This is a genomic window from Nonomuraea sp. NPDC050451, assembly GCF_044458585.1.
Map to the genome: position 1 here is coordinate 75,675 of NZ_JBITHZ010000011.1, position 21,337 is coordinate 97,011.

Below are 21,337 nucleotides of genomic sequence, written 5' to 3' on the forward strand. Positions count from 1 at the left end.
CACCCTGACCCGGGCCGTGCGAAGCACCCTGACCCGGGCCGTGCGAAGCACCCTGACCCGGGCCGTGCGAAGCACCCTGACCCGGGCCGTGCGAAGCACCCTGACCCGGGCCGTGCGAAGGATCGTTGGAGGGGGACGGTTGTACTTCTGCGCCGCCCCGGGATCGTCCGCCGTCGGAGGGAGGCTGCGGCCCGTTGCGTGGTCTTGAGCCCCCGCCTGGGCGGTCCTTCGCCTGACCGGTGCGCGCCGCTTTGCCGTCCCCATCGTCGCCCTCCCCATCATCATCGCCTCCGTGGTCATCCGCGGAGGCGGCGGCGACGTGGACCATGCCGAACGGCATCGCCATCCGGGTGTCCCGCCGCCCGGGCAGCGCTGCCGTGGCGCCCAGGACGAGTGCGACGGTGACGGCCAGCAGGAGCCATCGTGGTCCCCGTCTCATCGGCGTCTCCCGTCGGTCGTCCCGTACGCTGCCGGTTCTCAGCCTGAGGGTCAGCGATGGCGCCTTCGTTAGCGGCGGATGAGAGGTCTCTCATCAAAAGGCGGGCACCCCAATCCCGGAAACGGCGGCACTCGGGTCGCGGTAAGGCGCGCGGCTCTGATCACGACAGTCGGAGGACGACTGCGGGCACGACGGTGCGGCCGGTGATCCGGTCGCGGCGATCAGGCCATGCTCTCCGGGCGCAGCAGTACGGGCGGCGGCCTCTTCACGACGTTCAGGGGCTCAGTCCAGTTACGGGCGTGTGCGGCTGGTCACGGCAGACGGCGGCGTGTCCGGTCGCGATGGTGCTGCGAGGAGCATGGTGCCCGGGCCCTGGGCCGCGCCCGGACCGCCTACGGCTGAGACCGTGTCTGCGGTGGCCTCGCCGCCGCAGTGGGGGCAGGTGACGACTGGGGTGAAGCGCTCGCCGCAGGAGTGCACCAGGAGCGCGGGAGGGCCACCTGGTGGCGTGGACCAGCGGTCGCCCCAAGCCATCAGCGTCAGCAGGGCCGGCACGATGTCGCGGCCCGCCTCGGTGAGGACGTACTCGTGGCGCACAGGACGTTCCTGGTACGGCCTCTTCTCCACCACGCCGGCCGACACCAGATGCTCCAGGCGGCGGGTCAGGAGGTTGCGCGAGATGCCCAGGTCCTCTGCCAGATCGTCGAACCTGCACAAGCCCAGGAACAGGTCGCGCAGGATCAGCGGTGTCCACGGCTCGGCGACCACGCCGACGGCCTGGGCGATGGAGCAGTGCATCTCACCGAACCTGTTCATGGACCCAGGATAGTGGGTTGATAAAGTGAACTCATGACGGTTCACATTCAGGACTCACCTGCGTCGGCCTACCGCCGGGCCGGTGAGGCGCACGACGTCGACGCCCTCATCGCCACGCTGGCCGACGACGTGGTCTTCCGCTCGCCACTCAGCGCCAATGCCGCTTTCCAGGGCAAGGAGGAGGTACGGGAGCTGTTCTCGGTCGTGTTCGGCGTGCTGTCGGACCTGCGCTATCAGAAGGACATCGGCGACGAACGTACGCGGGCCCTGACCGCGACCGCTCGGCTGGGACGCCAGGAGATCCACGAGGCGGCGCTGGTCGAGGTCGGCGAGGACGGGCTGGTCAAGGAGATCACCATGTGGATCCGACCCTTGCCGGGGTTGACGGCGATGATGGCCGCGCTCGGCCCCGGCCTGGCGCGCGCCACCGGCAAGCCGGGCCTCCCCTGGCTCGTTGCCGCCGCCGTCAAGCCGCTGGCGGCGATGACCCGATTCGGCGACAGGACGCTGGTCCCGCTCCTGACCCGCAGGCGTCCGCGCTAGCGTCCCACGAGCGCCCGCCCCGCCCAGCCGAGAACCCCGCCTTCCAGCCCCGCGCCTCCCTCAGCACGCCGAGCGCCCACCGCCCGTCTCACCCCACCCGTCTCAGGTGGCCGTCTCAGGTGGCCGTCTCAGGTGGCCGTCTCAGGTGGCCGTCTCAGGTGGCCGTCTCAGGTGGCCGTCTCAGGTGGCCGTCTCAGGTGGCCGTCTCAGGTGGCCATCTCAGGTGGCCATCTCAGGTGGCCATCTCAGGTGGCCATCTCAGGTGGCCATCTCAGGCGGCCGTCTCAGGTGGCCAGAGTGCCGATCTCACGGTGCCCGCCGTTCCCACGATGGGCGCCAGCGGCGGCTGGGCGCGGAGCTGCTGCGCCTTTGGCCGCCGATCCGTTGCACGCTGCCTGTCGCACGCCGCCGCGCCTTACCCGCGCCGCCGACGGCGGAGGCACACGCGGGAAGGGGCGGAATGGCGGCTGCCTTGCCCCACCCCAACCCCACGGACCCCGATCCCGGCTTCGGCTTCGGCTTCGGCTTCGGCTCCGTAAGGATGATGGCCGCGTTCGCCGGGTCCAGGAAGCTCAGCCGAGCCGCATGAGAGCCCACACCCCGCCACACCCACACACCAGCCCTGGAGGGTCACCGATCTGAAGAGAGAGCAGCGCTCTTGACATCGTCATGCACAACAGAGAGCATTGCTCTCGATAAAGAGCAACGCCCTCTTCAAGGAGCATTGATGGCCCCCAGGCTCACCTCCGTGGCCTTCGCCGCCGCCGGCATCCTCTTCCTCGCCTATCCCGCGATCCGCCCCTCCGGCGACGACGCCGCGGCCATGGCCTCCACCGCGTGGGTCGCCGGGCACGCGGCCGCCATGCTCGGTTTCGTGCTGCTCGGCCTGGCCGTGCTCGGCCTGCACCAGGTGCTCGGCGATCGCCTCTCCCTGCGCGCCGCCGCTGTGACCTGGGTGGGCGCGGGCCTGACGCTTCCGTACTACGGCGCTGAGGACTTCGGCCTGAACGTGATCGCCCGGCGCTCCCTCCACGACCAGGCGCCGGCGCTGATGGAACTGGCCGAGGAGTTCAGGTACGGGCCCGTCGCGATCACCATGTTCGCCGTGGGGCTCCTTGTTCTGGCCGTCGGCGCGGTGATGGCCGCGATCTCCGTCTGGCGGTCCGGAACGCTGCCCAAGTGGAGCGGGACGGCCCTGGCGATGGGTTTCGTGCTGTTCATCCCGCAGTTCTTCGCCCCGTACCCGCTACGGATCGCGCACGGCGTACTGATCATGATGGGCGCGCTCTGGCTGGCCGCGGCCCTGGTCACGGGCCGGAGGCGGGCCCAATCGGCGACTGCGTGAAGAACCGACGCCCCAAGCGCGATTGGATCACCCCGCGGGTGGGAATCCCATCACGGTACCAAGCGTTAGACACCGTGGGAGACAGACCCCCCACGCAAGGGGGCCCTGTAGGAGGCATTTAGACATGGGCGAGCGCGCGCTTCGTGGCACCCGGCTCGGGGCAACCAGCTACGAGAACGACCGTAACACGGATCTGGCCCCGCGCCAGGAGGTGTCCTACACCTGTCCTAAGGGCCATCGCTTCGAGGTTCCGCTTGCAGCCGAGGCTGAGATCCCCGCGACCTGGGAGTGCCGCATGTGCGGCGCGACCGCGGTCCGGGTGGACGGCGAGCAGCCGGAGTCCAAGAAGGTCAAGCCCCCGCGGACACACTGGGACATGCTCCTGGAGCGGCGGTCGATCGAAGATCTTGAGGAGGTGCTCAACGAGCGGCTCGCGGTTCTGCGGGCCCAGCGTCGTAAGAGCGCCTGACCTCCTCTCACGGTGAAACCCCCGGGCTACCCGCCCGGGGGTTTCTTCATGCCCGCTGTGCGGGGGTCAGGACAGCAGGGCCTGGGGGGCCGAGTCCTTGAGGCGGGCGTTCGCCCACCGCAGTTGCCGGAGCGTCTGCGGATGGCAGCGTTGCGCCAGCGCGAGCAGTTCCTCCTGTTTCGCCGCCTGGGCGGCCTGCGCCAGGAGCTCCCAGTCCAGGGACACCTCCGACGCCGCCAGGTACAGGTGACGCAGGTCGGCCAGCAGGAGCAGACCGGGTTCGGAGCGGCGGCCGAGCCACTCCGCGGCCTTCTCGCGCAGGCGTTCCGCCACGGAGACGTCATGGGAGGGGTCCAGGTCCAGGCCGTAGTCCTTGCCCGCCTCGGCCAGTTCGCGGACGTGGTCGTGGCACCAGTCCACCAGGTCGCGGGCGACGTGGTACGTCTCGCGGTCGGTCTTGTGCCGTTCCGACATCCGCAGCAGCAGGTGGGCCAGCTCGTTCTCCGAGCGGTGCAGCTCACGGATCACCAGGTCGAGCTTCATCACATGGCCTCCTCGGCCTGGGCGTCGGCGCCTCCGGCCGTCTCGGGGACGTCGGCGGAGACGGGGCGGGCCGCCGCGGTGGTCGGCGCCGGTGACGGGGCACCGGAGCCGGCCGTCACCAGCGAGACCCGCGCCGCGGCGGTCTTGAAGACGGGCTGCTTGGAGGCCGGATCCCACTCCGTGATGGTCAGCTCGTTGGCGGCCCGCCCGGGCGGCTCCCCGGGTCCGGCCCCGTCCGGGCGGTCCCAGTAGCCGTAGTGGAACGGCAGGAAGATCACCCCGTCGCGCATCGCGGTGACCCGCAGCCGGGCCCGTACCGCGCCCCGGGCCGTGGCCACCTCCAGCAGGTCGCCCTCGGCGAAGCTCAGTCGCGAGGCGTCCCGCGGGGACATCTCCGCCCACGGCTCCGGGGCCGCCCGCTGGAGCTGGGGCGCCCGCGCGGTCTTCGTCCTGGTGTGGAAGTGATAGATGGTACGCCCGGTCGTCAGCCAGAACGGGAAGTCGCCGTCCGGCTGCTCGTGCGGCGGCACGTACTCGGCGGCCTTGATGATCGCCTTGCCGTCGGGGTTGAGCGCCTTGTACTCGATGTCCGACAGCGGCGCCCCCGTGACCAGATCGCGTCCGTAGTCCTCGCAGTAGTCCGGGGCGCTCCAGAACCGGCCGTCGGCGTACAGACGCTCGGTCCCTTCCGGGTTACCGTCGTCGCACGGCCACCGAACGCCGCCGCTCCCCCGCAGCCGCGCGTAGGACAGGCCGCTGTAGTCGCACGGACGGCCGCGCGAGCACTCCTTCCAGGCCTCGAACGCCCCCTCGGCGTCGCTCCACTTCACCAGCGGCGCGCCGTCCTTGTCGCGAAGGTCCAGCCGGCGCGCGAGATCCAGGAAGATGTCCAGGTCGGGGCGGGCCTCGCCGGGCGGTTCGACGGCTTTGTCCGACAGGTGCACGGTGCGGTCGGCGTTCGTGAACGTGCCGGTCTTCTCCGCCCATGTCGCGGCGGGCAGCACCACGTCGGCCAGTTGCGCGGTCTCGGTCAGGAAGATGTCCTGTACGACGAGGAACAGCCGCTCCTGCGCGAGGATCGACCGGATCCGCGCCAGCTCGGGCAGCGACACCGCCGGGTTCGTCCCCGTCACGTGCAGGAAGCGGATCGAGCCCTCCTCCGCGTAACGGAGCATCTGCATGGCGTGGGTCGGCGGCGCGTAGTGCGGGATGTCCATGGGGTCGACGTTCCAGACTCGGGCGAGGTCGCGCACGTGGGCGTCGTTCGACCAGTTGCGGAAACCCGGCAGGTCGCCGTCGGCGCCGCATTCGCGGGTGTTCTCGGCGGTGGGTTGGCCGTTCATCTGCAGCACGCCGCAGCCGGGCCGGCCGAGCATGCCGCGTACCAGATGGACGTTGTTCACCTGGACGGCGGCGGCGGTCACCTGGTGCGCCTGGTAGAAGCCCTGCAGGACGGTGGACAGCAGGCGCCGCGCCGTGCCGATCAGGCGGGCGGCCTCGCGCAGCGCGTCCGCGGGCACGTCACAGATCCTCGCGGCCTCCTCCACCGGGAAGTCGTGCACCCGCTTCTCGAGCTCCTCGAAGCCGACCACGTGATCGCGCACGTACCGCTCGTCGATCCCGCCGTTGGCGAGGATCTCGTGGAGCAGGCCGTTCATCAGGGCGACGTTGGTGCCGGGGCGGTTGGCCAGGTGCACGGCGGCGGCCCGGCTCACCGGGGTCTCGCGCGGGTCGACGCAGACGAGGGCGGGCGGGTTCGGGCCGGCGAGCCGGTCGAGGATCCGCGCCCACAGGACGGTCTGCGTCTCGGCGACGTTGTGCCCGTAAAGGGCGATGACGTCGGCATGGTCGACGTCGGTGTAGGAGCCGGGCTGCCCGTCGCAGCCGAACGACTCCTTGAGCGCGGCCGCCGCCGTCGCCGTGCACAGGCGGGTGTTGCCGTCCAGATGATTGGTGCCGATGCCGCCGTGCGCGATCAGCGCGAGCGTGTAGTACTCCTCCAGGAACAGCTGGCCGGTGGTGTAGAAGCCGACCGCGCTGGGGCCCTGCTCGTCGAGGAGCCGCCTGACGTGGCCGACCACGCGGTCCATCGCGGTGTCCCAGTCGGTCTCGACCAGGCGCCCGTTCTCGCGGACGAGAGGGCGTACGAGCCGGTCGGGCGCGTTGACGGCCTGCCAGCCGTACAGGTCCTTCGGCCCGAGGCGGCCGTGGTTGACGCGGTCCTGGGCGCGCCCGCGCACCCCGACGACACGTCCGTCCTTGACCGCGATGTCCAGGCCGTCGCCGTTGCTGTGCAGGATCGTCGCGCTCTGCACCCAGCGCTCCACGTCCTGCGCGCGCAGCCCGCTCTCGAGAAAGGAGTCGACGCGGACCGGCCAGGGCTCGCCCGGCCCGTACGGCGTCCGCGTCCCCCATGGCTCGGCGATCCTGTCCACGTAAGGCATGCGTCCTCCCGGGGGTCGTCAGATCCCGCACGCATGCCCCATACCGGGACGATCAGTCGCGGTCCTCGCGGATGACCTCGCCGTGCACCACCCGGCCGCCGTTCGGCGCCGCAGCGTCGTGGCGGGGGTCCTGGCGGGGGTCCTGGTGGGACGGGAAGAGGTTCGCGTACGGGGAGCTCGCGGCCAGCCGCTTGAACCGGCGCTCGAAGAACCAGGCGCCCAGGCGGCGCATCAGAGGACGCGTGAACGGCAGGATGCACAGGAACCCGAAGACGTCGGTGAAGAAGCCCGGCGTCAGCAGCAGCGCGCCGCCCACCAGGACCAGGCCGCCGTCGGCCAGCTCGCGCTCGGGCATCCGGCCGGACCCGATCGCATCCTGGAGCGCCCGCCAGGCCCTGCGCCCTTCGCGGCGCACCAGCCAGGCGCCGAGCAGGCTGTCGGCGATGAGCAGGGCCACGGTCGCGGGCCCGCCGATCACCGAACCGACCTGGATGAGCAGCCAGATCTCCAGGACGGGGACGACCAGGAAGGCCAGGAAGAGCAGCAGCCGCATCGTTTTCCTCGATTCCGCACCAGCGCGTTACACCAGGAACAACGGCCGACGGCCGCAAAGCGTTCCGCCCGGGCCGCTACTGGTCGCGGCCGCCGCGCAGGCGCTTGGGCAGGCCCGTGACGCCCCACAGGCCGATGCGCCACAGCGCCTCGGACATGACCTTGCCGCTCATCTTGCTCTTGCCCACCGTACGCTCCACGAACGTAATGGGCACCTCCACCACCCGCAGCCCGTTCCTGGACGTGCGCAGCGTGAGGTCGACCTGGAAGCAGTAGCCCTGCGACTCCACGCCGGACAGGCCCACCTTCTCCAGGGTGGCGGCGCGGTAGGCGCGGAACCCGGCGGTCGCGTCGCGCACGGGCAGGCCGAGCATCACCCGGGTGTAGAGGTTGGCGCCCTTGGACAGCAGCTCGCGCCGGTGCGGCCAGTTGACGACCTTGCCACCGGGCACGTAACGCGACCCGATCGCCAGGTCGGCGCCGTCGGCCAGCGCCTCGAGCAGCTTGGGCAGCTCCTCGGGCTGGTGGGAGCCGTCGGCGTCCATCTCGACCAGGACGTCGTAGCCCTCCCGCAGACCCCAGCGGAACCCCGCGATGTACGCGGCGCCGAGGCCCTGCTTGGCCTCCCGGTGCAGGACGTGGACGTGGTCGTCGCCGTCGGCCAGCCCGTCGGCCACCTCGCCGGTGCCGTCGGGGCTGTTGTCGTCGGCCACGAGCACGTGGACCTCCGGCAGCGCCGTCCGGATCCGCTCCACGATCATGGGCAGGTTGTCGCGCTCGTTGTAGGTCGGCACGACGACGAGCACCCGTCCGAGAGTCTCCATCATCAGTCGTTCCTCATCCGATCGCCTCGCCGCCTGCCCCGCCACGCGGCGACTCCGGCCGCCGCCGCTCCCATCATCATCAATGCCCACTCAGGAACCGCGCCCACCTTGGTGGCGATCGTTTCCTGGGTGCGTACGGGCACCTTGACCACGTTCATGTCCGCGACCAGTTCGCGGGTCTGCCAGGAGACCTTACCGTCAGGTCGGATGTAGGCGGAGATCCCCGTGGTGGCGGCGGCCACGACCGCCCTGTTGTGCTCGACGGCGCGCAGCTTGTACATGGCCAGCTGCTGCGTCGGCAGATTCGACAGCGCGTACGTGGCGTTGTTGGCCTGCATCGCCAGGACCGTGCCGCCGGCGCGTACGGTGCCGCGCACGGTGTCGTCGTAGGCCACCTCGTAGCAGTTGACCGCGCCGATCGTGATCGGGCCCAGCTTCAGGTCGCCCGGCTTGTCCCCCGGGACCGACTGCCGCCCGACCAGGCTCGCCCGCTCCCACAGGGCCAGGACGATCTCCTTGAACGGCGTGTACTCCCCGAACGGGACCAGATGCTGTTTGTCGTAGTAGGCGCCGGGGCCGGTCACCGGGTCCCAGACGAGGCTGCGGGTGGCGCGGGATTCCTCGCCGATCGCGACCACGGCTCCGATCAGCGTGGGGACGCCGACGTCGCGGACGGAGTCCTGGATGATCTCGCGGGCGTACGGGTCCTGGTAGGGGTCGATGTCGGTGGAGTTCTCGGGGAGGACGACCGCGTCGGGTTTGGGGAGCTTTCCTTCGCGTACGGCCTGGGCCAGGCGCTTCGTCTCGTTGGCATGATTTTTCAGGACAACGGCGGGCTCGTCCCCCAGGAAGCCCATGCCCCTTCCCGGGACGTTCCCCTGGACGATGCCGACGTTGACCGTCCGCCCCTCGTCGCCCGGCCTGGGGAGCGCCAGCGTCAGCACCGGCACGACCAGCGCCAGCGCCGCCGGCACCGCCCGGCGCCACACGCCTTCGGCCTCGGGCCGCACCAGGACCGCGTAGGCCAGCAGGGCGCCGCACACGGCCACGGCGAACGACACCAGCGGCGCGCCGCCCAGCGCGGCGTACTGCGTGAACAGGGACTCGCTCTGGCTGAACGCCAGGCGCGCCCACGGGAACCCGCCGATGGGCACCTGGCTGCGGGCCCACTCCATGGCCACCCACAGCCCGCCGAACCACAACGGCCACGCGCGCAGCCTGAACACCAGCGCGGCCAGGGCGGCCATGACGGCGTAGAACACGCTCTCCGTGGCGACCAGCATCAGCCAGACGTCGTCGCCGATGGGGCGCACCCAGGCGAGGGTGGGCAGCAGGAACACCAGGGCGATCAGATAGCCGAGCCAGGCGGCCCTCCTGGGCCGGGTGCCGTAGAGCGACGCGACGATCAGCCCGACGCCGATCGGGGCGGCCGGCCACCAGTTGAGCGACGGGAACGCGGTGTACAGCGCCACCCCGCCGGCCACACCCGCCACCACGCGGGCCAGCAGCACCCGCCCCGGCTCCCGCTCCACGCGGCCCGGACTCGCCGGCTCGGGCGCAGCAGCCCCCTCGGACACGGGCGCGGGAGCGGCGTCGAGGGCGGATGGCGACACGGGGCCGGCGGCGGTGGACGACGCCGCATCGGGCGCGGGCGTGGCACCGGAAGGGACAGGCGCGGGGTCGGCGTCGGATGGCGAAGCAGGCGCGGAGACGGCATCGGCGGGCGAAGCGGGCGCGGGCGCGGAGGCGGCATCGGCGGGCGATGCGGCGTCGGAAGCAGGCGCGGCAGGGGTGGCGGTGGGCGGGAGCGTGGGCTCGGGGCCGTCGGCGGGCACCGCGTCGGTGAGCGCCGTGTCCGGGGTGTCGGGGGGGGGGGGGGGGGGCCCCGGGGGGGGGGGGGGGGGCGGGGTCTAGAGAAAAACACCGCCGGCGGCGCCGCCCACTCACACACCACCAGACGAAAAATCAAACCACCCCCCACGGCCCCCNNNNGGGACGGGGGGGGGGGGGGGGGGGGGGGGGGGGGGGGGGGGGGGGGGGGGGCGGGGGGGGGCCCGGGGGGGGGGGGGGGGGGGGGGGGGGGGGGGGGGGCGGGCGGGCCCCCCCCCGGGGGTGGGCGGTAGGCTCGTTCTCTCCTGAACCACTCCGGGGTCTCCTCCGCCGAATCGCACACCTGCTTGCGAAAACGCTACCGCCCCGCAAGGGCGCTCGGAGCCAGCGCAGCACCGGAAGATCGAAAGAATCGGCGTTTCACACCGGGAGGCGGCAGGGTGATCCCGCGGCCTACGGGACCACCCGGCGCACATGTCGGTCCTGCGCACGAGAGCGGGAAGAGGGCCCGGAAACCCTTCGGACCGGACCCGTCTCGTCGGCGGCGAGCTCGGAATTCCGTTGTCTACTGGGCTCCCGGACCCGTCCCGGGTCCAACCCCCCGCCCGGTTGGGGTGCCCCGACTCGACGGACCGACGGCCCTGCACCTGGCTGTGTGGACGGAGTCACACTCCGTCACGGACGCAGGATCCGACGATGTCAGAGACGGCCAACCGGCCAAGTCCCGTGCTGGACTGCGCAGCAAACTACCGACTCCACCTCAGATGTCAACCGTGTCCCGATCAGCAGAAACATCAAGTTTTCGCAGGTAGGACATGGGGCGTAAGCCAGGTCAAAGGTCATTTGCGGACGCCGGGGAGCGGCTCGGCAAGCCCCTCAGAGCCTGCGACAGCGGCCGCTCGTGCACCACTCCGAGCCGTTGCGTGGCACGGGTGAGAGCAACATACAGGTCGCTCGGGCCCCGTGGCGACTGGGCGGCGATGAGGTCGGGCTCGGCCACGATCACCGAGTCGAACTCCAGCCCCTTCGCGTCGGCCACCCCCATCACGGCCACCGGCGCGTCGAGAGCCGCCGCCGCCCCGGCCCGCCCCACGCCCGTCGCCACCGCCCCGGCCGGGCCCGTGCCGGGCTGAGGCGCCGCGCGTCCCGCCCCGGATCCCGGGTTACCGCCGCGGCCCGAGCCTGGCGCCACCACCACCGCGCCCGCCACCGTGGCGGCCACCTCCGCGCCGAGCGGCTCCAGCAGCGCGTCCGGCACCACCACGGCGACCTTGCCGCCCTCCCCCACCTCGGCCTTGGCCAGCTCCGCCAGCGCCGACAGCGGCGCCGACCACGGCTCCACGCCGAGCTCGCGCACGGACGTGGGCGCCTCCAAGGCGGGATCGATGGTGGCCAGAACGCGGGCGGCCACCGCCATCAGCTCCACCGGCGTGCGGTAGTTGACGGTGAGCCTCTCCTGCCGCCACCGCCCGGCCACGTACGGGTCGAGGACCTCCTCCCACGACCGCGCCCCGGCCGCCGACCCGGTCTGCGCGATGTCCCCGACGATCGTCATCGACCGCGTCGGGCACCGCCGCATGACCGCCCGCCACGCCATGTGCGACAGCTCCTGCGCCTCGTCCACGATCACGTGCCCGTAGGCCCAGGTGCGGTCGGCCGCGGCGCGTTCGGCGGTGGTGAGGTAGGGGCCCTCGCCGCGCTGGCGCTCGGCCAGGCGCTCGGCCTCCATGACGTCGGACAGCCCCGTCAGCTCCAGCACCTCGCGGGCGTAGGCGAGCTCGGCCTCGCGCTCGCGCTCCTCGGCCTGCCTGGCGGCGGCCAGCTCCTCCTCGGCCTGCATCGCGCTGGCGCGCAGCACCTGCTCGTCGATCTCGCCGAGCAGCTCGGCGGCCTCGTCCAGCAGCGGCACGTCCGACTCGGTCCACTCGCCTCCGTCGCGCCGCAGCAGGGCGCGTTCCTGCGGGCTCAGGTCGGAGGCGGCGTAGCCGAGGCGCTCCGGGGAGCCGTACAGGCCGAGCAGCAGCCGCTGCGGCGTCAGGTACGGCCAGAGCCGGTTGAGCGCGGACTTGACCATCGGCTCGGTACGCAGCTCCTCACGCAGGTCGGCCAGCTCGTCGTCGTCGATGAGCCCCTTGCCGATCTTGCGGGCCTGCTGCCTGGCCAGGGCGTTCAGCAGCGACCGGACGAACACGGCGCGCGCCTGGTTGTGCGGCCGGCGGGAGCGGGTGGCCTTGTTGCGCGCGGCGTCGAGCATGGAACGGTCGATGGTGAGCGTGATGCGCCCGATGGTGAGCTCGACGGGCTTGCGCGGCACCCGCTGCCGGTCGCGTACGGCCTTGGCGATCACCTCGGCCATGCGCGCGTCGCCCTTGAGCGCGGCCACCTCGGGCCGCTCCCTGGCGGTGGCGGTCACGCCCGGGTACAGCTCCCCGACCGTGGACAGCAGCACGTCGGTCTCGCCGAGCGAGGGCAGCACCTGCTCGATGTAGCGCAGGAAGGTGAGGTTGGGCCCGAGGATGAGCACGCCGCGGCGCTCGAGCCGTTCGCGGTGCGTATAGAGCAGGTACGCGGCGCGGTGCAGCGCGACGACGGTCTTGCCGGTGCCGGGCCCGCCCTGGACGACCAGCACGCCGTTCAGGTCGCTGCGGATGACACGGTCCTGCTCGGCCTGGATGGTCGCCACGATGTCGCGCATGCGGCCGGTGCGCCGCTCGTCGAGCGCGGCCAGCAGGGCCGCCTCGCCGTTGAGCGTGGCGCGGTCGTCGTCGGTGAGCGAGTCGAGGTCGAGCAGGTCGTCGTCGACGCCGATCACGGAGCGGCCCTTGGTCTGCAGGTGTCGGCGCCTGGTCACGCCCATCGGAGCGGCCGGAGTGGCGCGGTAGAACGGCTGCGCGACCGGCGCGCGCCAGTCGATCAGCAGGCGCAGCTGCTCGTCGTCGGTCATGCCGAGCTTGCCGATGTACAGCCGGCCCTCGTCGACGTGATCGAGGCGACCGAAAACCAGGCCGCGCTCGACCGCCCAGAGCCGGGCGAGCCGGGAGGCGTACATGTCGGCGAACGTGTCGCGCTCCGACCTGTTCTGCATCGTGCCGACGGCCCCCGTGGCCAGCACCTCCTTGAGCTGGCGCTGGGTACGCTCGCGCAGCTCGTCGAGGCGGTCGTAGAGTCGGGTGACGTACGCCTGCTCCCTGGCGAGCTCTGTTTGACGAGTTGCCGCCTGACCGTTATTGTGGTTAATGAGACACTCCGGGCCATTCTGCTTGTTGTTACGACAAACGACGACATTAGCACGCCTGTTGAGGCACTCCCACCTGCTTTCTCCTCTGATCCCTTTCCTTGTTACGGCTTGGTTTCACCTGCATCCGGCTCTTGACCCACAGAGCCCGACTCCCTATGTTCCGAGTTAGGAAAGTTTCCTAACTCGCAAGGAGTCCATCCGTGAGCGGTCCGGTACCGGGGACCCCCAGTCTGCTACGTGCCATCAATGATCGCGCCGCCCTGCAGGCACTCCTCGAACGCGGCCCGCTGACCCGCCCCGAGATCGGCACCCTCACGGGGCTGTCCAAGCCGACGGCGTCCCAGCTCCTCGCCCGGCTGCAGGAGGCCGGGCTGGTGGTGCTCGACGGCATCAGGGAGGGCCTGCCGGGGCGTACGGCGGAGGTCTACCGGATCAACCCGGCGGCGGCGTACGTGGCCGCGCTGGACGTCACGCCCGACCGCATCGAGGCCAAGGTGGCCGACATCACCGGCGCGATCGTCGGCGAGCACACGCTCCCGACCCCGCGCCGGCCCCACGGCGAGCTGGTGGACCGCCTGAACGCGGCCCTGGAGGGCGCGAGCCCGCCGGACAAGCTGCGCCGGGTCGTCATCGGCGTGCAGGCCGCGATCGACCCGTCCACCGGCAGGCTCGGCTACGCGGCCGCCAAGGACGTGCCCGGCTGGCAGATCCCCGACCTGGTGCCCACCCTCAGCGCGGGTCTGGGCGTGCCGGTGGACGTGGAGAACAACGTCAACCTGGTCGCGGTGGCCGAGCAGGCGCACGGGGCGGCCCAGGGCCATCAGGACTTCGTGCTGCTGTGGGCCGACGAGGGCATCGGCTCGGCCATCGTGCTGGGCGGCCGGATGCACAGGGGCGCCACGGGCGGCGCGGGCGAGGTTGGCTACATGCCGACCCCGGGCGCGCAGACGGCCCGCGAGGCCGGCCGCTACGCCAACCACGGCTACCAGGCGCTCACCGGCGGCCCGGCGGTGCTGAAGCTGCTGCGCTCGTACGGCGTGCGCGGCGGCGACTTCCAGCACGCCGTCGCCAACGCCGTGCGGGCGGCCGAGGGGAAGGGCCAGAAGGCCGACGACGCCAGGGCGGGGCTGCGCGACATCGCCGCCCGCCTGGCCGTGGGCCTGGCCGCGATCACGTCCGTCGTGGACCCCGGGCTGATCGTGCTGACCGGCGGCGTCGTGCTGTCGGGCGGCGAGACCCTGCGCGAGCTGGTCGAACACGAGCTGCACGCGCTCACCATCCCGCAGCCCCGGGTCCGGCTGTCGAGCGTCGAGGGCAACCCGGTCCTCGCCGGCGCCCTCGATCTGGCCCTTGCCACCGTACGCGAAGAGGTCTTCAGCTCAACCGTTCCGACATGATCCACCACGGCAGGAGGCACCCCCCGTGCGCTTCGTCCCTCTGTCGGTCGCCGCGGCTCTCGCGCTGACCGCCTGCACCCTGACCGGGTGCACCGCGAACAAACAGGCAGGGCCGTCGCTCGGCGCCCAGCCCAGGCCCTCAGGCTCGGCCTCGCAGGCGCTCCCGGCGGCCACGCTGGAGCTGTGGCACGGGTTCTCCACGGACGCCGAGGTCAAGGCGTTCGAGGAGGCCATCGCGGGCTTCAATAAGAAATTTCCGCAGATCACCGTCAAGGCCGTCAAGAACGTGCAGGACGACCAGATCACCCAGGCCATCCGGGGCGGGAACGCACCCGACGTGGCGGCGTCCTTCACCACCGACAGCGTTGCCCAATGGTGCAAGTCGGGATCGTTCCAGGATCTCACTCCGGTGATCAAGCAGGACGGGATCGACCTGTCTGTGCTGCCGGAGGTGGCGCGCTCGTACTCGGGCTTCGAGGGCAGGCAGTGCACGCTGCCGCTGCTGGCGGACGCGTACGGGCTCTACTACAACAAGGCGCTGATGAAGGGCAGCCAGCCGCCCAAGACGCTGAGCGAGCTGACCGCGCTGGCCAAGAAGCTCACCGTGCGCGACCCCGACGGCACGATCAAGGTGGCCGGGTTCATCCCGAGCGTCCAGTACTACGAGAACAGCCCCACCCACCTGGCCCCCATGGTCGGCGCCAAGTGGTACAACGGCGACGGCACCTCGGCCATCGGCGCCGACCCGGCCTGGAAGCGGCTGCTGACCTGGCAGAAGGAGCTCGTCGACTGGTACGGCTACGCCAACCTGGAGAAGTTCCGCAAGAGCCTGGGCGACGAGTGGAGCGCCAAGCACCCGTTCTACCAGGGCAAGGTGGCCATGGTCCTGGACGGCGAGTGGCGTAACGCCATGATCGCCAACGAGGCGAAGGACCTCGACTACGGCACCGCTCCCCTGCCCGTCGCCGACGACCGGCCCGACCTGTACGGCAGCGGCTTCACCGCGGGCACCGTGATCGGCGTGCCGAAGGGCGCCAAGCACCCGCAGCAGGCGTGGGAGCTGGTCAAGCACCTCACCACCGACACCGCCTCGCTGGTGACGCTGTCGAACGCGCTGCGCAACGTGCCCACGACGAAGGCGTCGATGGAGTCCCCCGACCTGGCCAAGGACGCCAATTTCACGACGTTCCTGAACATCTTCGCCCACCCGAAGACCTCGACCATCCCCGCCAGCGTGAACAGCGTCTTCAACCAGGAGGTCATGAGCACGTTCATGACCAAGTGGGAGAAGGGTTCCGTATCCGATCTGGACGCCGGGCTGAAGGGCGTGGACAAGCAGATCGACGACAAGCTGAAGCTGTCCGGGGGCTGAGGTGGCCGCGCTCGCTCACGTGTGGCGGCGCCGCGAGGGCCTGCGGGCCCTCGTGTGGCTGTCGCCGTGGATCGCCGGGGTGTCGATCTTCTTCGTCTACCCGCTGCTGTCCACGGTGTACTTCTCCTTCCACCGCTACGACATGTACACCCTCGAGTTCACCGGCCTGGACAACTACCGCTACCTGTTCCAGGACCCCAGGGTGCTGACCTCGGCGAAGAACACGCTGTGGCTGGTGATCATCATGGTGCCGGCGACCGTGCTGTGCTCGCTGGCGCTGGCGCAGCTCGTGGTGCGGCTCAAGGCCGGCGTCGGGCTGTTTCGCACGATCTTCTACCTGCCGTCGCTGGTGCCGATGGCGGCCGGCACGATCACGTTCGTCTTCCTGATGAACCCGGCGACCGGGCCGTGGAACCAGTTCCTGGCCCTGTTCGGCGTCCAGGGGCCCGACTGGTTCGGCGACCCTGCCTGGTCGAAGCCGAGCCTGACGCTGCTGTCGCTGTGGAGCTGCGGCCAGCTCGTGGTGATCTTCATGGCGGCGCTGCTGGACGTGCCCAAGCACCTGTACGAGGCCGCGGCCATCGACGGGGCGGGCCCGTGGCGGCAGTTCCGCAGCGTGACGCTGCCCGCGATCGCGCCCGTGCTGATGTTCTCCCTGGTCACGAACGTCATCTACGCCCTGCAGTACTTCACGCAGGCGATGATCGCCTCCCGGGTGGCCTCGGGCGAGACCGACTCGCCGGGCAGCTCGTTCTCGCCCGGCTACCCGGACGAGTCGCTGCTGACGCTGCCGCAGTGGTTGTTCCAGGCCGGCTTCCGCGACTTCTCCATGGGGTACGCGTGCGTGCTCGCGCTGCTTCTGTTCGCCACCTCGATGATCTTCACGCTGATCCTGCTGCGGCAGTTCCGCCGGGCCGAGGAGGCATCATGAGCGCCACGATCGTGGACCCGGGCACCGCGCCGCCCCGTCCGGTGGCCGCGCACGCCCGGCGGGACGGCGTCCGGGCCCGCAGGCGGCGGGTGCTGGTGTGGATCGCCACGCACGCGCTGGCCATCGCGCTGGCGCTGATGTTCCTGGCGCCGGTGGTGTTCATGGCGCTGACCGCGCTGATGACCGACCAGCAGGCGCTGACCAGCGACCTGTGGCCGCACAGCTGGAACTGGGACAACTTCGCCGTGGTGTTCGAGAAGTCGATGTTGCTGCGGTGGACGGCCAACACGCTCATGTACGCGGTGCTCGGGACCGTGTTCACGGTGGTGTCGTCGGTGCCGGTGGCGTACGCGCTGGCCAAGTTCCGCTTTCCCGGGCGGCGGCTGGCGTTCCTGCTGGTGATCACCGCGATGATGCTGCCGCCGCAGGTCATCGCGGTGCCGATCTACCTGGTGTGGGCGCGGCTGGGGCTGACGGACAGTCTGTGGCCGCTGATCCTGCCGATGCTGCTCGGGGACGCGTTCTCGATCTTCCTGCTGCGGCAGTTCCTGGTCACGATCCCGCGCGACTACACCGACGCGGCCAGGGTGGACGGCTGCTCCGACTTCACCACGCTCGTCAGGGTGATCCTGCCGATGGCCCGCCCGGCCATCGCGGCGGTCGCCCTGTTCCAGTTCTTCTACTGCTGGAACGACTACTACGGGCCGCTGCTGTACGCCGGCGTCGAACAGGACCACCTGACGCTGTCGCTCGGCCTGGCCACGTTCAAGGCGTTCCACAGCGTTCAGTGGAACCTCACCATGGCGGCCACGCTGCTGGTGACCGCACCGGTGATCATCGTGTTCTTCTTCGCCCAGCGAGTGTTCATCGAGGGCGTGACTTTGACGGGAGTGAAGGGTTGAAACTGGCCGTGGTCGGGGGCGGCTCGACGTACACGCCTGAGCTGGTCGACGGCTTCGCGCGGTTGCGCGACGAGCTGCCGGTGACGGAGATCGCCCTGATTGATCCCGATACCGCGCGCCTGGAGCTGGTGGCGGGCGTGTCGCGGCGGATGCTGGCGCACGCGGGGCACCCGGCGCGCGTGCTGGCCACCTCCTCGGTGGAGGAGGGGGTCGCGGGGGCGCAGGTGGTGCTCTTCCAGCTCAGGGTGGGCGGGCAGGCGGCGCGGGAGGTGGACGAGACGCTGCCGCTGCGCTGCGGGTGCGTGGGGCAGGAGACGACGGGCGCGGGCGGGCTGGCCAAGGCGCTGCGCACGGTGCCGGTCGTGCTGGAGATCGCCTCGGTGGTGCGCGCGCTCGCGCCGCAGGCGTGGATCGTGGACTTCACCAACCCCGTCGGCATCGTCACCCGTGCCCTCCTGGACGCCGGGCACCGGGCGATCGGGCTGTGCAACGTGGCGATCGGCTTCCAGCGTCGCTTCGCCGCCTGGCTGGGGGTGGAGCCCTCGCGGATCTCGCTCGGCCACGTCGGGCTGAACCACCTGACCTGGGAGCGGGCCGTCCACCTGGACGGCGAGGACGTCCTGCCGGCCGTCCTGCGCTCGCACGGGCAGGAGATCGCCGACAGCCTCGGGCTGCGGCTGGAGCTGCTGGAGCGGCTGCGCTCGATCCCCTCCTACTACCTGCGCTACTTCTACGCGCACGACGCCGTGGTGCGCGAGCAGCGCGCCAAGCCGTCGCGGGCGGCCGAGGTCGCGGCGCTGGAGCGGCGGCTGCTGGAGATGTACGCGGACCCGGCCGTGGTGACCAAGCCGGAGCTGCTGTCGGAGCGCGGCGGGGCGTTCTACTCGGAGGCGGCGGTGGCGCTGATCGCGTCGCTGCTCGGGGACCGGGGTGACGTCCAGGTGGTGAACGTGCGCAACGGCGGCACGCTGCCGTTCCTCGACGACGCGGCGGTGATCGAGGTGCCCGCGGCCGTCGGCGCCCGGGGCGCGGTGCCGCTGCCGGTCCCGCCGGTCGAGCCGCTGTACGCCGGGCTGATCGCGCACGTGTCCGCGTACGAGAGTCTCGCCCTGGACGCGGCGCTGCACGGCGGCGCGGACCGGGTGCGCGACGCCCTGCTCGCCCATCCGCTGGTCGGGCAGGACGAGATCGCCGAGGAGCTGACGGGCCTGCTCCTCGAGGCGAACCGCGCGCATCTGCCGTGGGCGGTGGGCTAGTGGGGCGCCCGCGGCTCGTGCTGGCGGTGGACGGCGGCAACAGCAAGACCGACGTGGCGGTGGTCTCGGAGCACGGCGAGGTGCTCGCCACAGGCCGCTCGGGGCCGTTCGTGCCGCAGCGCGACGGGGTCGCGGCGGCGGTGGGCGTGGTGCGGCACGCGCTCGCCACCTTGGGGCCGGACGCGTGGTCCGACGCTGGGCCCGAGGGCGGGTTCGACCACGTGTCGGCCTGCCTGGCGGGGGCGGACCTGCCGGTCGAGGAGGAGGCGCTGGCGCGGGAGTTCGCGGCCAGGGGGTTCGGCGGGGACGTGGTGGTGCGCAACGACACGTTCGCGCTGCTGCGGGCCGGGGCGTCGGCCGCGTGGGGGGTGGCGGTGGTGTGCGGGGCCGGCATCAACGCGGTCGGCGTCTCCCCCTCGGGCGCGGTGGCCCGCTTCCCCGCCCTCGGGCGGATCAGCGGTGACTGGGGCGGCGGCCAGGGCCTGGCGGAGGAGGCGCTGTGGCACGCGGTACGCGCCGAGGACGGGCGCGGCGTGCCGACCGCGCTCACCGGGCTGATCACGTCCCACTTCGGCACGGCGACGGTCGAGGAGCTCGTGCTGGAGGTGCACTTCGGCCGCCTGAGCGAGGACCGCCTGCACGAGCTGTCGCCGGGCGTGCTCGCGGCGGCCGCGGACGGGGACGCGGTGGCCAGGTCGCTGGTGGAGCGGCAGGCGGAGGAGGTGACGGTGATGGCGGAGGTGTGCCTGCGCCGCCTCGGCCTGCTGGAGACGCCGACCGAGGTGGTGCTGGGCGGGGGCATGCTGACGGCCCGCGATCCGCTGCTGACGTCGCTGCTGGACTCCTGCTTCGCGGTACGGACGCCGCGGGCGAAGCCGGTGCTGGCCGACGTGCCCCCGATCATGGGCGCGGGCCTGCTCGGCCTGGAGCACCTCGGGGCGGCGGAGAGCGCCAAGGCCCGCCTGCGCGCCCGCTACGAGCCGCCTGGCCGGGGCTGAGAGGCCCCTGTCAGGTCGTGGCGGTTCGGGGGAGCAACTTGGGACCAGGGCCGCGATGAGCAGCGTGACGGCGACGGGGTGAGTCGCGGGGAGCCGGGGTGGCGGCTTGACGGCGGGGGTGGGCGGTCAGGTGTCCGGGGTGGAAGGGAACTCGCCGGCCACCTCGGGGGCCCGGTGCTCGTACGGGGTGCTCAGCACCACCGTGGTGCGGGTCGAGACGTTGGCCGAGGCGCGGATCTGCTGGAGCAGGTCCTCCAGCGCCGACGGCGAGGCCACCCGGACCTTGAGGATGTAGCTCTCGTCGCCCGCCACGCTGTGGCACGCCTCGATGGCCGTCAGGTGGGCCAGCCGCTCGGGGGCGTCGTCGGGCGCGGCCGGGTCGATCGGCTTGATCGACACGAACGCGGTCAGCGGCAGCCCCACCGCCTCATGGTCGATGATCGCGGCGTATCCGCGCACGACCCCGCGCTTCTCCAGCCGCCGTACGCGCTGGTGCACCGCTGAGACCGAGAGCCCGGTCTCCCTGGCCAGGTCGGTGAAGCTCATGCGGCCGTCGCGGGCCAGCAGCGTGACGATCCGGCGGTCGATCTCCTCCATCGCCAAAAGGTTAGCCGGTCATGGTCACGACATGGTCCCGACGGGTGAGGCCCCCATGCGCATCGCGTGCTCGACGAGCGTGATGAGCACTTCCCTGCCCGAGTCCTTCTTGCGGGCGTCGCAGCGCACGATGGGGATCTCCGGCTCCAGGCCGATCGCCGAGCGCACCTCGCCGACCGTGAACGGCCTCGAGCCGTCGAAGCAGTTGAGCGCCACGATGAACGGCTGCTCGCGCTTCTCGAAGTAGTCGACGGCCGGGAAGCAGTCGTCGAGGCGGCGGGTGTCGGCCAGCACGACGGCGCCGAGGGCGCCCATGGCCAGCTCGTCCCACACGAACCAGAACCGCTCCTGGCCGGGCGTGCCGAACAGGTAGAGCATGTAGTCGTTGGCGATGGTGATGCGGCCGAAGTCCATGGCCACGGTGGTGGTGAGCTTCCTCTCGACGCCCGACAGGTCGTCGATGTGGGTCCCTACCTGGGTGAGCGCCTCTTCCGTCCGCAATGGCCGGGTCTCGGAGACGGCGCCGACCATGGTGGTCTTGCCCACACCGAATCCCCCGGCGACCAGGATCTTGATCGCTGTCGGCAGCCGCCAACGGTCAGAGCGACCGAATTCCATCCAGCACCGCCTGTACCTCTCCCGCGCATGCACAACCCCGCCCCTGAGGTGCCGTGGTCAGTGGTACCTGTCAAGGTGCGTTGAGAAGGTCGCTCCACATGCCTGGCATCCAGACACCCTAGCAACGCCACATTTTGCACTCAAGCCGCAATATTTTACAAGAATCAAAATGTCACGTTTTGTCGTCTGACGCGCACTTATTCGCCGATCTGACGGTCAATGT

The 21,337-nt window shown here is 71.3% G+C and carries 19 protein-coding genes; 10 read left to right on the plus strand and 9 right to left on the minus strand.

Going from position 1 to position 21,337, the window contains the following annotated elements; translation table 11 throughout:
• Positions 1-730: 730 nt before the first annotated feature.
• On the minus strand, positions 731-1,255 hold the full coding sequence (locus tag ACIBI9_RS30715; protein ID WP_397226852.1) for a winged helix-turn-helix transcriptional regulator: 525 nt from the start codon (positions 1,253-1,255) through the stop codon (positions 731-733).
• Positions 1,256-1,288: 33 nt separating this feature from the next.
• On the opposite strand from ACIBI9_RS30715, the gene ACIBI9_RS30720 reads away from it, so the two are divergent.
• The 4 genes from ACIBI9_RS30720 (at position 1,289) to ACIBI9_RS30735 (ending at position 3,612) form a co-directional block, all read left to right on the plus strand.
• Positions 1,289-1,798, plus strand: a complete 510-nt coding sequence (locus ACIBI9_RS30720) for a nuclear transport factor 2 family protein (RefSeq protein WP_397226854.1) — start codon at positions 1,289-1,291, stop codon at positions 1,796-1,798.
• A gap of 460 nt (positions 1,799-2,258) precedes the next feature.
• The gene (locus ACIBI9_RS30725) at positions 2,259-2,387 is read left to right on the plus strand and encodes a hypothetical protein (RefSeq protein WP_397226856.1); all 129 of its coding nucleotides are present in this window, start codon (positions 2,259-2,261) and stop codon (positions 2,385-2,387) included.
• 138 nt (positions 2,388-2,525) lie between these two features.
• Positions 2,526-3,143 carry a hypothetical protein gene (locus tag ACIBI9_RS30730; RefSeq protein ID WP_397226858.1) on the plus strand — a complete coding sequence of 206 codons (618 nt, stop codon included), beginning with the start codon at positions 2,526-2,528 and terminating at the stop codon, positions 3,141-3,143.
• Between the two features lie 124 nt (positions 3,144-3,267).
• Positions 3,268-3,612, plus strand: a complete 345-nt coding sequence (locus ACIBI9_RS30735; RefSeq protein WP_185074387.1) for an RNA polymerase-binding protein RbpA — start codon at positions 3,268-3,270, stop codon at positions 3,610-3,612.
• A 66-nt stretch (positions 3,613-3,678) separates the two neighbouring features.
• On the opposite strand, the gene ACIBI9_RS30740 is transcribed toward ACIBI9_RS30735, so the two are convergent.
• The 6 genes from ACIBI9_RS30740 to ACIBI9_RS30765 form a co-directional block, all read right to left on the minus strand.
• Complete coding sequence (locus ACIBI9_RS30740; protein ID WP_397226860.1) at positions 3,679-4,155, minus strand: hypothetical protein; 477 nt, start codon at positions 4,153-4,155, stop codon at positions 3,679-3,681.
• Positions 4,155-6,599 carry a molybdopterin oxidoreductase family protein gene (locus ACIBI9_RS30745; RefSeq protein ID WP_397226862.1) on the minus strand — a complete coding sequence of 815 codons (2,445 nt, stop codon included), beginning with the start codon at positions 6,597-6,599 and terminating at the stop codon, positions 4,155-4,157. The genes ACIBI9_RS30740 and ACIBI9_RS30745 overlap by 1 nt, the downstream gene beginning before the upstream one ends.
• Positions 6,600-6,651: 52 nt before the next feature.
• On the minus strand, positions 6,652-7,152 hold the full coding sequence (locus ACIBI9_RS30750; protein WP_397226864.1) for an FxsA family protein: 501 nt from the start codon (positions 7,150-7,152) through the stop codon (positions 6,652-6,654).
• 76 nt (positions 7,153-7,228) lie between these two features.
• The gene (locus ACIBI9_RS30755) at positions 7,229-7,978 is read right to left on the minus strand and encodes a polyprenol monophosphomannose synthase (RefSeq protein WP_397226866.1); all 750 of its coding nucleotides are present in this window, start codon (positions 7,976-7,978) and stop codon (positions 7,229-7,231) included.
• Positions 7,978-9,588: an apolipoprotein N-acyltransferase gene (gene lnt, locus ACIBI9_RS30760; RefSeq protein WP_397226868.1), complete on the minus strand. Its 1,611-nt coding sequence runs from the start codon at positions 9,586-9,588 to the stop codon at positions 7,978-7,980. The genes ACIBI9_RS30755 and lnt overlap by 1 nt, the downstream gene beginning before the upstream one ends.
• A gap of 1,049 nt (positions 9,589-10,637) precedes the next feature.
• The gene (locus ACIBI9_RS30765) at positions 10,638-12,917 is read right to left on the minus strand and encodes a HelD family protein (RefSeq protein WP_397226870.1); all 2,280 of its coding nucleotides are present in this window, start codon (positions 12,915-12,917) and stop codon (positions 10,638-10,640) included.
• Positions 12,918-13,243: 326 nt separating this feature from the next.
• Between ACIBI9_RS30765 and ACIBI9_RS30770 the strand changes: the two genes are divergently transcribed.
• From ACIBI9_RS30770 to ACIBI9_RS30795, 6 genes are read left to right on the plus strand one after another with little or no spacing between them, the layout of a single operon-like run.
• The gene (locus tag ACIBI9_RS30770; RefSeq protein WP_397226872.1) at positions 13,244-14,440 is read left to right on the plus strand and encodes an ROK family transcriptional regulator; all 1,197 of its coding nucleotides are present in this window, start codon (positions 13,244-13,246) and stop codon (positions 14,438-14,440) included.
• A 25-nt stretch (positions 14,441-14,465) separates the two neighbouring features.
• A complete protein-coding gene (locus ACIBI9_RS30775; RefSeq protein WP_397226874.1) occupies positions 14,466-15,812 on the plus strand; it encodes an ABC transporter substrate-binding protein in 1,347 nt (448 codons plus the stop codon).
• 1 nt (position 15,813) lies between these two features.
• Positions 15,814-16,743: a carbohydrate ABC transporter permease gene (locus ACIBI9_RS30780; protein ID WP_397226876.1), complete on the plus strand. Its 930-nt coding sequence runs from the start codon at positions 15,814-15,816 to the stop codon at positions 16,741-16,743.
• Positions 16,740-17,645: a carbohydrate ABC transporter permease gene (locus ACIBI9_RS30785; RefSeq protein WP_397226878.1), complete on the plus strand. Its 906-nt coding sequence runs from the start codon at positions 16,740-16,742 to the stop codon at positions 17,643-17,645. The genes ACIBI9_RS30780 and ACIBI9_RS30785 overlap by 4 nt, the downstream gene beginning before the upstream one ends.
• Positions 17,642-18,901 (plus strand): 6-phospho-beta-glucosidase, encoded by a 1,260-nt coding sequence (locus ACIBI9_RS30790; protein WP_397226880.1) that lies wholly within the window; start codon positions 17,642-17,644, stop codon positions 18,899-18,901. Before ACIBI9_RS30785 ends, ACIBI9_RS30790 begins: the two co-directional genes overlap by 4 nt.
• Positions 18,901-19,899, plus strand: coding sequence for an N-acetylglucosamine kinase (locus ACIBI9_RS30795; RefSeq protein WP_397226882.1), 999 nt, complete (start codon positions 18,901-18,903; stop codon positions 19,897-19,899). The genes ACIBI9_RS30790 and ACIBI9_RS30795 overlap by 1 nt, the downstream gene beginning before the upstream one ends.
• 126 nt (positions 19,900-20,025) lie before the next feature.
• Here ACIBI9_RS30795 and ACIBI9_RS30800 read toward each other — a convergent pair whose 3' ends face one another.
• Positions 20,026-20,496 carry an Lrp/AsnC family transcriptional regulator gene (locus ACIBI9_RS30800; RefSeq protein ID WP_397226884.1) on the minus strand — a complete coding sequence of 157 codons (471 nt, stop codon included), beginning with the start codon at positions 20,494-20,496 and terminating at the stop codon, positions 20,026-20,028.
• Positions 20,497-20,520: 24 nt separating this feature from the next.
• Positions 20,521-21,114 (minus strand): GTP-binding protein, encoded by a 594-nt coding sequence (locus tag ACIBI9_RS30805; RefSeq protein WP_397226886.1) that lies wholly within the window; start codon positions 21,112-21,114, stop codon positions 20,521-20,523.
• Between the last annotated feature and the right edge of the window lie 223 nt (positions 21,115-21,337).